This is a genomic window from Bacillus cereus (assembly GCF_002577405.1).
Taxonomy (GTDB): domain Bacteria; phylum Bacillota; class Bacilli; order Bacillales; family Bacillaceae_G; genus Bacillus_A; species Bacillus_A cereus_AU.
The window spans coordinates 52,714-65,690 of sequence record NZ_NULR01000009.1; the positions used below are offsets into that span (position 1 = coordinate 52,714).

Below are 12,977 nucleotides of genomic sequence, written 5' to 3' on the forward strand. Positions count from 1 at the left end.
ATTCGCTCCTTTGTTTCATATCTTGTCTTAATTGTATAGGGAATCGAGTGGACTAACTATCGAACGAGATGACAATAGCATTACATTGTTGTAATAGAGTGGCTTGTGGAATGTAAGGATTATTTTGTTATAAAAAAAATAGTACAGATACAGAAAGAGAGAGTGTAACAGTTTTGGAAATATAGTATACTGAAAATACAACACATGAAGAATTTAGGGAAAAGAAAGTATGGTGAAACCATTTGGCTACCAAACATAATCAAATTTTAGAACATATTAATAGCCTGCCGGTAGGGCATAAAATTTCTGTAAGGCAAATTGCGAAGGATTTGAGTGTAAGTGAAGGTACAGCTTATCGTGCAATTAAAGATGCAGAAAATAAAGGGTATGTTAGTACAATTGAACGTGTCGGAACAATTCGAATTGAACAAAAGAAGAAAGAAAATATCGAAAAACTGACATATGCAGAAGTCGTTAACATTGTCGATGGTCAAGTACTTGGGGGCAGAGAAGGACTACATAAAACATTAAATAAATTCGTAATCGGAGCTATGAAATTAGAAGCGATGATGCGCTATACAGAAGCAGGGAATTTACTTATTATCGGTAATCGTACGAACGCACATCAATTAGCGCTAGAAGCTGGTGCAGCGGTGCTAATTACGGGCGGATTTGATACGGAAGATCATGTGAAGAAATTAGCAGACGAATTAAAGCTTCCAATTATTTCGAGTAGTTATGATACATTTACGGTCGCAACGTTAATTAACCGTGCAATTTATGATCAACTTATTAAGAAAGAAATCGTACTCGTTGAAGATATTTTAACACCAATTGAAGAGACGTTATATTTAAAGCCAGATGATAAAGTACAGCAATGGCATGCGTATAATGAAGAGACAATGCACGGAAGATATCCAATTGTCGATGAAAATAAAAAAGTGCTAGGTATCGTAACTTCAAAAGATATGATTGGTGTAGCGAAAGAAACACCGATTGATAAAGTCATGACAAAACATCCGATTACAGTGAATGGTAAAATGTCTGTCGCAGCTGCGGCACGTATGATGGTATGGGAAGGCATTGAATTACTTCCTGTTGTTGATGAAGGAAATAAACTGCAAGGAATTATTAGCCGTCAAGATGTACTTCAAGCGCTGCAAATGATTCAGCGTCAACCACAAGTTGGTGAAACGATCGATGATATTGTAACGAATCAATTTATGACGCCGAAAGAAGCGAAAAATGAGCATCTATATCAATTTTCAGTGACGCCACAGATGACGAATTCAATCGGAACGTTATCATACGGTGTATTTGCAACAATTGTGACGGAAGCAACGACGCGCGTCATTCGTGCGCAAAAGAAGAGCGATTTAATTGTTGAAAACTTAACAATTTACTTCGTAAAACCGGTTCAAATTGATAATGTTGTATCCGTTCATCCGAAAGTATTAGAAATTGGACGTAAATTTGGTAAGGTTGATGTAGAAGTGCATCATGAAGGTAATGTTGTTGGAAAAGCATTACTTATGGTGCAGTTAATCGATAAATAAAAGATAGAACAAATCGTTTTGATTTGTTCTATCTTTTTTGTTAGTTTAAGTTTAGAAAGCATTATTAAAGATGTGAGTTTTAGCGGAATATGTATAAGGTGAAGTGGGGAAAATTAGTGGGAAGGCAATGTGTAAAAAGACAGAATATTAATTCAACTTGATTGTGTATTATGTTATAATTCTATTGTAAGAAAATGTATTTCAGGAAGGCGGTATGCAATATGTCATCAGAAGTGCTCTTTTTTGGTGGTGTCGCACTCTTTTACTTTCTTGTGATGATACCGTTTCAATATTTATACATACAAGGATTAAATGAAAAAAAGAAACGGACAGGATTATCTCAGCGAGAATTATATGAAAAAATGTCTTTTGAAGAAGAACAATTACATTTTCATGTGCAAGGAAATCCATTTAATATACCTTCTGCGTTTGTTGCATATATGATTTTGAAAGTTAGAGGACGTAAAAAAGCATCACAATGTTGATGCTTTTTTACGTTGCTTCATAAGCTTCGGCTTCTTTAACTGCTAATGGTAAGAAATGTTTATATTGGCGAAATCCATTAAATGCACTTGCACTACCAAATACAACGAATAAAACACCAACGATAATACGGGCAGTTGAAAGTTCTAAAAAGAATTGGTTTACCCCGAAGAACAAGACGAATGAACCGAGTGCCATTGCAGATTTTCCAGAGAGCCAACCCTTCTCCATCGGACGGTTTGTACGAAAGAATTTTGTTTTGTAGAAGAGGTACAACATAAATGAGACGATAATACAGAAGACTAATACTGGCATAATGCACACTCCCATCGATTTGTGAAAAATAATAGTGGAGAAAAAAGAAATATCAAAACTTTCTAACTTTTATTATAAAGCAATTGTTCGCATGTATGAAATACTTTCCGTTATAATGGAGGATAAAGTGAAACTTTAATTAGTGTGAGGATGTTTCCACGCGCTAATGATTAGTCCGCACCAATTGGGCTTTTACTGCACGTTAAAGTGAAGAAGTTGAATAAAAAGGAGATTATACATATGCATGAGCAAATTTTAGGAGCAATTAAAGAGTTTGATACGATTATTATTCATCGTCACGTACGTCCGGATCCAGATGCATTAGGTTCACAGGGCGGTCTTAGTACAATTCTGCAAGAATCGTTTCCAGAGAAAAATATTTATACGGTTGGGTACAATGAACCATCACTAGCATACTTACGAGTAATGGACGATATTGAAGATAGTGTATATGAAAATGCACTTGTTATCGTATGTGATACAGCAAACCAAGAACGTGTTGACGATCAACGCTATACAAAAGGGAAGATGTTAATTAAAATTGATCATCATCCAAATGAAGATCCGTACGGAGATATTACGTGGGTAGATACGACAGCGAGCTCTACAAGTGAAATGATTTATGAGTTTTACACGTATGGAAAAGATAAAGGATTAAAGATAACAACAGAATCGGCCCGCCTTATTTTAGCGGGAATTGTCGGTGATACAGGTCGTTTCTTATTCCCGAATACAACAGCGAAAACACTTCGTTACGTAAGTGAGCTTGTTGACATGGACGTGAAATTTACAGATTTATACAATGAAATGTATAAGACGAAAGAAAAAATTGCTCGTTTAAACGGCTATATTTTACAAAACTTTACGATGGTAGAAGAAGGAGCAGCTTACATTAAATTAACGAAAGAAGTATTAGAAGAATTTGATGTACTTCCTTCTGAAGCATCTGGTGTTGTTGGAGCTCTTGGTAATATTGATGGATTAAAGGCGTGGGTTCTATTTTTAGAGGAAGACGATGTGATTCGTGTTCGCCTTCGTTCAAAAGGACCAGTTATAAATAAACTAGCGATGCAATATAACGGCGGAGGACATCCGATGGCTTCTGGTGCAAAAGCATCTTCTTGGGAAGAAGCGGATCGTCTGTTTGCTGATTTACGTGAGATTTGTAAATAAGAGATTATATGTTAAAACGAAAAGAAGGAGCGGCGCTAAAGCCCTCCTTCTTTATTTTTCTTTCTCTATAGCAATGCTAATTTCAAGCACAGTATCAAAAGATATTGTATCGACTTTAAAACGATATATACGATCGTAATGTTTGTACGATTTATTTTCGATTGCTTTTTTGAGAAGGTCTTTGTTTTTTGCGATACTTTGAATGTTTTTCGTTAAAAGATGTTGAAGATCATTATGGATAGAAGTGGTCATATTTTCGAGTGTAAGGTTGTCTAAATCGTATTTTTCTCGATTTATAATTTTTATTTTAATCTCTTGGATGGTTAAGAGTCGTTTGTTTTCTGTATTCAATTTCTCTTGATCTTCGAGAAGGACGTGGAGTTTTGCTTCTTGCTTTTCTATAATTTCTCGTTGCTGTGCTATTTTACTAGCTTGTTCTTGCTGGAAAACACCGTATATGTACAAAAAAACAAACCAGCTCAATACGCCTCCAACGGCAGCACCAGCTAAAACTAAATACCATCTTTTAGCTGTATTGGCACTTGGTACTCTCATACATGTTCCTGCGTTAGCCATTTAATAATAGTAAGACCTGTTTGCATACCACCAGTTGCGAAAAAAATAAGGAGAATTTGTTTTACGATATCTTTCATATCTCCGCCAAAGAAACTTCTTTCAAAGCTATAAAAAGTATCAAATGTTCCGCCAATTGCTGCAACAAGTGCCCAAATTCTTAAATTTTGAGCAAATTGATTAATATAAGTTAGAGCTGGTTTTCCGATAAGAAATGCACCAAATCCGCCAATTAATGAACCGCCAAGTATAACCCCAAAGGCAATAAAATAACTAATAATAAGCAGAGAGAAAAAAGTATGTTCTCTTACATCCATCGTCATTCCCCTTTCTTCTTCATATATATGGACAAAGTATAAGAAGTATGTTTTGATTTCCACTTTCCTCTTCACCTATAATAAAAGTAGTCAAATAGGTAAAGAGAGGGTACAACAGTGAAGTTTGTGCATTTACAATGTCAAACCGTTTTTAGTTTATTAAAAAGTGCTTGTAAAATTGATGAGCTTGTAGTCAGGGCGAAAGAGCTTGGTTTTTCCTCGCTGGCTATTACGGATGAAAATGTTATGTATGGCGTTATTCCGTTTTATAAAGCATGTAAGAAAAATGGTATACAGCCTATTATCGGCTTAACAGCTTCTATTTTTAGTGAAGAAGAAGAAAGGTCTTATCCGCTTGTCTTACTTGCTGAAAATGAAATAGGCTATCAAAATTTATTAAAGATTTCTAGTAGCATTATGACGAAATCGAAAGAAGGTATTCCGAAGAAGTGGCTGGCGCATTATGCGAAAGGGCTAATTGCAATTTCACCAGGGAAAGACGGGGAAATTGAGCAGTTATTATTAGAAGACAAAGAGAGTCAGGCTGAAGAAGTAGCTCGAACATATCAAAATATGTTCGGCGATTTTTATATAAGTTTGCAGCATCATGCGATTCAAGATGAGCTGCTTTTACAAGAGAAGCTACCTGAATTTATTAATAAAGTAAACGTTCCAGTCGTTGCAACAAATGATGTACGTTACATCAATCAAAGTGATGCACTTGTTCATGAATGTTTATTATCTGTTGAAAGTGGAACGAAAATGACGGATCCAGATAGACCGAGAATGAAAACGGATCAATATTATTTAAAGTCATCAGATGAAATGGGAGCACTATTTTCCCAAGCAGAAGAAGCTATTTATAACACAGCAAAAATCGCAGAACGTTGTAATGTAGAAATACAGTTTCATGTAAATCAATTACCGAAATTTCCTGTTCCATCTAGCGAAACGAATGATACGTATTTGCGCCGTGTTTGTGAAGAAGGTATGCGTAAACGATATGGTACGCCGAAAGAAGTGCATATAGCGCGTTTGAATCATGAATTAAATGTCATTTCTAGCATGGGATTTAGTGATTATTTCCTTATCGTATGGGACTTTATGAAGTATGCGCATGAAAATCATATTTTAACAGGACCAGGCCGTGGGTCGGCTGCTGGCTCACTCGTTTCTTATGTATTAGAAATTACGGATATTGATCCGATTGAATACGATTTATTATTTGAAAGATTTTTAAATCCCGAACGTGTGACACTTCCGGATATTGATATCGATTTTCCAGATATAAGACGTGATGAGATGATTCGATATGTGAAAGATAAATATGGTCAGCTTCGTGTTGCGCAAATTGTAACGTTTGGTACGCTTGCGGCGAAAGCAGCAATTAGAGACATTGCACGTGTAATGGGGCTGCCGCCGAGAGATATTGATATATTTTCAAAACTTATCCCGTCAAAGCTTGGTATAACGTTAAAAGATGCTTATGAAGAATCACAATCGCTTCGTGAGTTTATTCAAGGAAATCTTTTGCATGAACGTGTATTTGAGATTGCAAAGCGTGTAGAAGGCTTACCGCGTCATACGTCTATTCATGCAGCTGGCGTTATTATGAGTCAAGAACCATTAACGGGAAGTATAGCGATTCAAGAAGGGCATAACGATGTTTATGTTACACAATATCCAGCTGATGCATTAGAAGAACTCGGGTTGCTCAAGATGGACTTTTTAGGATTACGTAATTTAACGTTACTTGAAAATATTATAAAGTTTATCGTGAAAAAAACGGGGGAGCAAATTGATATAAGAAAGTTACCTCTTCAAGACGAAAAGACGTTTCAATTGTTAGGGAGAGGGGATACAACAGGTGTATTCCAGCTTGAATCAGGTGGTATGCGAAATGTACTTCGCGGATTAAAACCGAATGAATTTGAAGACATTGTTGCTGTTAACTCGCTATATAGACCAGGACCGATGGAACAAATCCCCACCTTTATTGAATCGAAGCATGGAAAAAGAAGTATTGAATATTTACATCCGGATTTAAAACCGATTTTAGAAAGAACATACGGTGTAATTGTATACCAAGAACAAATTATGCAAATTGCCTCGAAGTTAGCTGGATTTTCGCTCGGAGAAGCAGATTTATTGCGCCGTGCAGTGAGTAAAAAGAATCGTGATATTTTAGATCAAGAACGTAAGCATTTTGTGCAAGGTTGTTTGAAAAACGGTTATGAAGAGACATCTGCAAATAAAATTTACGATTTAATTGTAAGATTTGCAAATTACGGTTTTAACCGAAGTCATGCTGTAGCTTACAGTATGATTGGATATCAACTTGCCTATTTAAAAGCGAATTATACGCTGGAATTTATGACGGCATTATTATCAAGTGCAATTGGAAATGAAGATAAGATTGTGCAGTATATACGAGAAACGAAGCGGAAAGGTTTTCACGTTTTGCCACCGTCTCTTCAAAGAAGTGGTTACAACTTCCAAATAGAAGGGAATGCAATACGTTACAGTTTACTTTCAATTCGAAATATCGGAATGGCTACAGTGACGGCATTATTAGAAGAACGCGAGAAAAAAATGTTCGAAGATTTATTTGAATTTTGTCTTCGTATGCCATCAAAGTTTGTAACAGAGCGAAATTTAGAGGCGTTCGTCTGGTCGGGATGTTTTGATGATTTTGGTATTTCGAGAACAAATTTATGGAAAAGTCTTAAAGGAGCGTTAGAGTACGCCAATCTTGCACGTGATTTAGGAGATGCTGTTCCAAAATCAAAATACGTACAAGGAGAAGAGCTATCTTTTATTGAACAATTAAATAAAGAAAAAGAAGCACTGGGCTTTTATTTATCAAGTTATCCGACAGCGCAGTATGTGAAGTTAGCAAAAGAATTAGAAATTCCATCACTCGCTCAGGCGATGCGACATAAGAAAAAAGTACAAAGAGCTATCGTGTATATAACAAGTGTGAGAGTGATTCGTACGAAAAAGTTGCAAAAGATGGCGTTTATTACATTCTGTGATCAAAATGATGAGATGGAAGGTGTTATGTTTCCGGAAACGTATATCCATTTTGCAAATAGGTTACAAGAAGGAGCAATTGTTTTAGTCGATGGTACGATTGAGCTAAGAAACCATAAGCTGCAATGGATTGTAAACGGAATATATCCATTAGAAGAAATGGATGTTTACGAAGAAAAGAAAGACGCATCCGTTTACGTGAAATTGCCGTCTCAGTATGAGAAAAAGCTTTTAAATCAGGTTACAAAATTATTGTTTGACTATTCAGGTTTTGCGAAAGTACTAATTTATTATGAAAAGGAACATAAAATGGTACAATTATCTCGAAGTTTATCGATTTATCCAAGTGAAGAATGTTTAGGAGCACTTCGTGAAATTGTCGGGGAAGAAAATGTGGTTGTGAAAATATAATGGACAATTTCCCTACACTTCGATTATTATAGTAGTAGTGTTCGTGGTCAGACCACTTGGAGAAATTGATATCAGCAAGAATAATTTGAGGAGAGTGGATAGTTTGTCAACACTTCGTGAAGAAGCACTTCACATGCATAAAGTGCATCAAGGAAAATTAGAAACTGTGTCAAAAGTAAAAGTAGAAAATGCAAAAGATTTAAGTCTTGCATATTCTCCAGGGGTTGCAGAGCCTTGTAAAGAAATTTATGACGATAAAAGTAAGGTATATGAATATACAATGAAGGGAAATATGGTAGCAGTTGTGACAGATGGAACAGCTGTACTTGGTCTTGGTAACATTGGACCTGAAGCATCTCTTCCAGTAATGGAAGGTAAAGCTGTATTATTCAAGAGCTTTGCTGGTGTAGATGCATTCCCAATTGCCTTAAATACAAACGATGTAGATAAAATTGTTGAAACTGTAAAATTAATGGAGCCAACTTTTGGCGGCGTTAACTTAGAAGATATCGCAGCACCAAACTGCTTCATTATTGAAGAACGTTTGAAAAAAGAAACGAATATTCCTATCTTCCATGATGATCAACACGGAACAGCTATCGTAACAGTAGCGGGGCTTGTGAACGCATTGAAATTAGTTGGAAAGAAAATGTCTGACATTAAAGTTGTCGCAAATGGCGCAGGTGCAGCAGGTATTGCAATTATTAAACTTTTATATCGCTATGGTGTACGTGACGTTATTATGTGTGACCGTAAAGGTGCGATCTACGAAGGTCGTCCTGCAGGTATGAATCCGGTGAAGGATGAAGTTGCAAAATATACGAATAAGAATCGTATTGAAGGTTCTTTAGCTGATGTTGTACAAGGTGCGGACGTATTTATTGGTGTATCTGCAGAAGGTGCATTAACAGAAGAGATGGTTCGTACAATGAATGACGATGCAATTATTTTTGCAATGGCGAATCCAGTTCCAGAAATTATGCCAGAATTGGCAAAAGCAGCGGGCGCAGCTGTTGTTGGAACAGGTCGTTCTGACTTCCCGAACCAAGTAAATAATGTACTAGCGTTCCCTGGTATTTTCCGCGGAGCACTTGACGTACATGCGACACAAATTAATGAAGAAATGAAGATGGCAGCTGTACAGGCTATTGCAGAGCTTGTAGCAGAAGATGAGTTAAATGCAGACTATATCATTCCAGCACCGTTTGACGCGCGTGTAGCGCCTCAAGTAGCGGCTTATGTTGCGAAAGCTGCAATGGAGACAGGAGTAGCTCGCCGTCAAGTAGATCCAAACGAGATCGCTGAGAAAACAAAACAATTAGCGCTGATTGGTAAAGAATAAGCGAGGAATTTCCATTGACATCATCAAACACAAAAGTATATCTCGAAATTGTAAAAAAAATCCGTTCCATTATGGAAGAGGATGGATTGGTAGCGGGGGATCGTTTGCCGTCTGAGCGTGAGTTAAGTTCACGCTTAAACGTTGGACGTTCCTCTGTAAGAGAAGCATTGCGTGCTCTAGAACTTGTAGGGTTAATTGAAACGAGACGTGGTGAAGGAACGTTTATTCGAAACTTTTACGATAACGGTCTTGTACAATTAATCGCTCCGTTTTTACTGCAAGATGAGAAAACAATTCGTGATTTATTGCAAACAAAACGATTGCTTGAAAAAGATATGATTCGAATTGTATGTAATTTACCGAAAGAAACGTTTTCTAAAGTACTAAGGAAATTAGATCAAGTACTTGAAGGAAATGAAAGCTCAATTCCAACGCTTCATCAAACGTTCTTTAAAACACTTATTGAACAAGTCGATAATTATTTACTATATCGCATTTGGATGATCGTAAATGATTATGTAGCAACTCTTTCTTGTGAAGTTTCAGGAGACTCTATCGATTTGTATAGAAAGCTTTATGCGATTTTGGAAGAAAAACAAGAAAATGATGCACTAAAAATTTACGATGAATTAGTAGAGAATATACAGTTTCACTCGTAATGTATAAAATTTGTCGAAATGACCATGACACGTTATGACAAACATTCTACCGCATAGCGGTTAAAGTTAAACGTAAAGAGAGAGGTTATTAGACAGATTGAGAAGATAAGGCTAACATCAAACTTTGGTGTTAGCCCCATTTTCTTCTTACGCTAACCTTAGCTCTCAACGAAGGGGGTCAAATTGTGCTAAGAGATTTATTCGTGAAAAAGAAAAAGTATGCTGCAATACCTTCAGAACAAGTACGGAAAGATGTGCCGGATGGTGTTATGACAAAATGTCCGAAATGTAAAAAAATCATGTATACGAAAGAAGTTCTAAAAAATTTAAAAGTATGTGTGAACTGTGGATATCATCATCCTATGAATGCATGGGAACGTCTTAATAGTATATTGGACGAGGGGTCATTCCGTGAGTATGACAAAGAGATGGTTTCATTAAATCCACTCGAGTTTCCTGGATATGAAGAGAAACTAGAGAGCGATCGTAAGAAGACTGAATTGAACGAAGCGGTTGTAACTGGTGAAGGAACAATTGATGACATGCTTGTTGTTGTTGCAGTAATGGATTCTCGTTTTCGAATGGGGAGTATGGGCTCTGTAGTAGGAGAAAAAATTGCCCGTGCGGTTGAAAAGGCATACGACTTACAAGTTCCATTTATTATCTTTACTGCTTCGGGTGGTGCCCGTATGCAAGAAGGGATATTAAGTTTAATGCAAATGGCGAAAACAAGCGTAGCTTTGAAAAAGCATAGTAATGCAGGAGGATTATTTATTTCTGTTATGACTCATCCAACGACGGGCGGGGTTTCAGCGAGTTTCGCTTCACTTGGTGATTATAATCTTGCAGAACCAGGCGCACTTATCGGATTTGCCGGTAGACGTGTAATTGAACAAACCGTGCGTGAGAAACTACCGGAAGATTTCCAAACGGCAGAATTCTTACTAGACCACGGTCAATTAGATGCGGTTGTGCATCGTGATGATATGAAAGAATCACTTCGCAAGATTTTAGAAGTTCATCAAGGAGGGGAAATGGCTGTATGGCAGAGCTAGAATTTGAGAAACCAGTTGTTGAGCTAAGAAATAAGATTCGTGAACTGAAAGACTATACGAAAAACAGCCAGATGGACTTCAGTGAGGAGATTCGCATTTTGGAAGACAAGCTAGAAAATTTAGAGGAAGACATATACGGCAATATGAAAGTATGGGACCGTGTTCAAATTGCTCGTCATGCAGAACGACCGACAACGCTCGATTATATTGAGCACTTATTTACTGATTTTTTCGAATGTCATGGAGATCGCCTATTTGGTGATGATGCAGCGATTGTCGGCGGCATTGCGAAATATAAGGGGATGCCTGTAACTGTAATTGGGCATCAACGCGGAAAAGATACGAAAGAAAATATTCGTCGTAATTTTGGGATGCCTCATCCAGAAGGATATCGAAAAGCACTGCGTCTCATGAAGCAAGCGGAGAAGTTTAATCGTCCAATTATTTGTTTTATTGATACGAAAGGAGCTTATCCTGGTAAAGCTGCTGAAGAACGTGGGCAAAGTGAAGCTATCGCCCGCAACCTATTTGAAATGGCAGGTTTAACGGTACCTGTTATTTGTATCGTTATCGGTGAAGGGGGTAGTGGTGGCGCGCTAGGCCTTGGAGTAGGAGATTACATTCATATGCTAGAAAATTCCACTTATTCTGTTATTACGCCAGAGGGCGCAGCGGCAATTCTTTGGAAAGATGCAGGAAAAGCGAGGGAAGCTGCAGAAGCGATGAGAATTACAGCGGCAGATTTGAAAGAATTAGGTGTAATTGACGAAATTATTCCAGAAGCAAAAGGTGGAGCACACCGTAATGTTTTGAAGCAGTCGGAAAATATAGACTTAATGATTAGAAAAACTTTTGAACAATTAAACGGAATTTCGAAAGATGAATTAATCGAAAAACGTTATGAAAAATATATGAAAATTGGGCAAGTTTCGTTTTCAAACGCTTCCATTTGGATAAAATAATAAAAACGTGCGTTCCACTTCGCGAATGCACGTTTTTATTGTGAAAAGACACATCTTCTCCATTGTAATTTTATATTTTTTCGTGTTATTTTATTATAAGGTAAATAATCTTTATGAGGTGAGTACAAATGAAACGTATTGGTGTATTAACAAGTGGTGGGGATTCACCTGGTATGAATGCTGCCATTCGTGCAGTTGTTCGTAAAGCGATTTTCCATGATATTGAAGTATATGGTATTTACCATGGATACGCTGGTTTAATTTCTGGTCATATTGAAAAATTAGAACTTGGTTCTGTTGGCGATATTATCCACCGCGGTGGTACAAAATTATATACAGCAAGATGTCCTGAGTTTAAAGACCCAGAAGTACGATTAAAAGGTATCGAGCAATTAAAGAAACACGGTATCGAAGGACTCGTTGTTATTGGTGGAGATGGTTCTTACCAAGGCGCTAAAAAATTAACTGAACAAGGATTCCCATGTGTTGGTGTACCAGGTACAATTGACAATGATATTCCTGGAACAGACTTCACAATTGGTTTCGATACAGCTTTAAATACTGTTATTGATGCAATTGATAAAATTCGTGATACAGCTACATCTCATGAACGTACATATGTTATTGAAGTAATGGGACGTCACGCTGGTGATATCGCATTATGGGCTGGTTTAGCTGATGGTGCAGAAACAATCTTAATTCCAGAAGAGAAGTATGACATGGATGATGTTATCGCTCGTCTGAAACGTGGTAGTGACCGTGGTAAAAAGCACAGTATTATCGTTGTAGCTGAAGGTGTTGGAAGTGCAATTGACATCGGTAAGCACATTGAAGAAGCAACAAATTTTGATACTCGTGTAACGGTATTAGGTCACGTACAACGTGGTGGATCACCAAGTGCACAAGACCGTGTATTAGCAAGTCGTCTTGGCGCAAGAGCAGTTGAATTATTGATCGCTGGTAATGGCGGACGTTGTGTTGGTATTCAAAATAATAAACTTGTTGATCATGACATTATCGAAGCGTTAGCTCAAAAGCATACAATCGACAAAGATATGTATCAATTATCTAAAGAGTTATCCATCTAATCGGTTTAAT

The 12,977-nt window shown here is 37.1% G+C and carries 12 protein-coding genes; 9 read left to right on the forward strand and 3 right to left on the reverse strand.

The window, feature by feature from the left end; genetic code table 11:
* Window positions 1–242: 242 nt before the first annotated feature.
* Entirely contained in the window at window positions 243–1,556 is a 1,314-nt protein-coding gene (locus COC96_RS12450; protein ID WP_098268848.1) for a CBS domain-containing protein, read from the forward strand.
* 221 nt (window positions 1,557–1,777) lie between these two features.
* Window positions 1,778–2,041 carry a DUF3949 domain-containing protein gene (locus COC96_RS12455; protein WP_141436521.1) on the forward strand — a complete coding sequence of 88 codons (264 nt, stop codon included), beginning with the start codon at window positions 1,778–1,780 and terminating at the stop codon, window positions 2,039–2,041.
* 7 nt (window positions 2,042–2,048) lie between these two features.
* Here the strand turns inward: COC96_RS12455 and COC96_RS12460 are convergent, their stop codons facing one another.
* A complete protein-coding gene (locus tag COC96_RS12460) occupies window positions 2,049–2,354 on the reverse strand; it encodes a YtpI family protein (RefSeq protein WP_098268846.1) in 306 nt (101 codons plus the stop codon).
* Between the two features lie 240 nt (window positions 2,355–2,594).
* On the opposite strand from COC96_RS12460, the gene COC96_RS12470 reads away from it, so the two are divergent.
* Window positions 2,595–3,527, forward strand: a complete 933-nt coding sequence (locus COC96_RS12470) for a DHH family phosphoesterase (RefSeq protein ID WP_218009829.1) — start codon at window positions 2,595–2,597, stop codon at window positions 3,525–3,527.
* Window positions 3,528–3,578: 51 nt separating this feature from the next.
* On the opposite strand, the gene ytrI is transcribed toward COC96_RS12470, so the two are convergent.
* Window positions 3,579–4,082: a sporulation membrane protein YtrI gene (ytrI, locus tag COC96_RS12475; protein WP_098268844.1), complete on the reverse strand. Its 504-nt coding sequence runs from the start codon at window positions 4,080–4,082 to the stop codon at window positions 3,579–3,581.
* The gene (locus COC96_RS12480; protein WP_141535886.1) at window positions 4,079–4,492 is read right to left on the reverse strand and encodes a YtrH family sporulation protein; all 414 of its coding nucleotides are present in this window, start codon (window positions 4,490–4,492) and stop codon (window positions 4,079–4,081) included. The genes ytrI and COC96_RS12480 overlap by 4 nt, the downstream gene beginning before the upstream one ends.
* A 42-nt stretch (window positions 4,493–4,534) precedes the next feature.
* On the opposite strand from COC96_RS12480, the gene dnaE reads away from it, so the two are divergent.
* The 6 genes from dnaE to pfkA all read left to right on the forward strand — a co-directional run bounded on the left by dnaE (window position 4,535) and on the right by pfkA (window position 12,967).
* Window positions 4,535–7,861, forward strand: a complete 3,327-nt coding sequence (dnaE, locus tag COC96_RS12485) for a DNA polymerase III subunit alpha (RefSeq protein WP_098268843.1) — start codon at window positions 4,535–4,537, stop codon at window positions 7,859–7,861.
* Window positions 7,862–7,994: 133 nt separating this feature from the next.
* Complete coding sequence (locus COC96_RS12490) at window positions 7,995–9,203, forward strand: NAD(P)-dependent malic enzyme (RefSeq protein WP_170959836.1); 1,209 nt, start codon at window positions 7,995–7,997, stop codon at window positions 9,201–9,203.
* Window positions 9,204–9,217: 14 nt separating this feature from the next.
* Window positions 9,218–9,862 carry a FadR/GntR family transcriptional regulator gene (locus COC96_RS12495; RefSeq protein WP_098268841.1) on the forward strand — a complete coding sequence of 215 codons (645 nt, stop codon included), beginning with the start codon at window positions 9,218–9,220 and terminating at the stop codon, window positions 9,860–9,862.
* A 185-nt stretch (window positions 9,863–10,047) separates the two neighbouring features.
* Window positions 10,048–10,917: an acetyl-CoA carboxylase, carboxyltransferase subunit beta gene (gene accD / locus COC96_RS12500; protein WP_098268840.1), complete on the forward strand. Its 870-nt coding sequence runs from the start codon at window positions 10,048–10,050 to the stop codon at window positions 10,915–10,917.
* On the forward strand, window positions 10,905–11,879 hold the full coding sequence (gene accA, locus COC96_RS12505; RefSeq protein WP_097905751.1) for an acetyl-CoA carboxylase carboxyl transferase subunit alpha: 975 nt from the start codon (window positions 10,905–10,907) through the stop codon (window positions 11,877–11,879). Before accD ends, accA begins: the two co-directional genes overlap by 13 nt.
* 128 nt (window positions 11,880–12,007) lie before the next feature.
* Entirely contained in the window at window positions 12,008–12,967 is a 960-nt protein-coding gene (pfkA, locus tag COC96_RS12510) for a 6-phosphofructokinase (RefSeq protein ID WP_097905752.1), read from the forward strand.
* Window positions 12,968–12,977: the final 10 nt, after the last annotated feature.

What these genes read in the sequence shown, in the direction of transcription:
- COC96_RS12455 (WP_141436521.1), top strand. Translation starts at nt 1,778, where the DNA reads ATGTCATCAGAAGTGCTCTTTTTTGGTGGTGTCGCACTCTTTTACTTT.
- COC96_RS12460 (WP_098268846.1), bottom strand. Translation starts at nt 2,354, where the DNA reads ATGCCAGTATTAGTCTTCTGTATTATCGTCTCATTTATGTTGTACCTC.
- COC96_RS12470 (WP_218009829.1), top strand. Translation starts at nt 2,595, where the DNA reads ATGCATGAGCAAATTTTAGGAGCAATTAAAGAGTTTGATACGATTATT.
- ytrI (WP_098268844.1), bottom strand. Translation starts at nt 4,082, where the DNA reads ATGAGAGTACCAAGTGCCAATACAGCTAAAAGATGGTATTTAGTTTTA.
- COC96_RS12490 (WP_170959836.1), top strand. Translation starts at nt 7,995, where the DNA reads ATGCATAAAGTGCATCAAGGAAAATTAGAAACTGTGTCAAAAGTAAAA.
- accA (WP_097905751.1), top strand. Translation starts at nt 10,905, where the DNA reads ATGGCAGAGCTAGAATTTGAGAAACCAGTTGTTGAGCTAAGAAATAAG.
- pfkA (WP_097905752.1), top strand. Translation starts at nt 12,008, where the DNA reads ATGAAACGTATTGGTGTATTAACAAGTGGTGGGGATTCACCTGGTATG.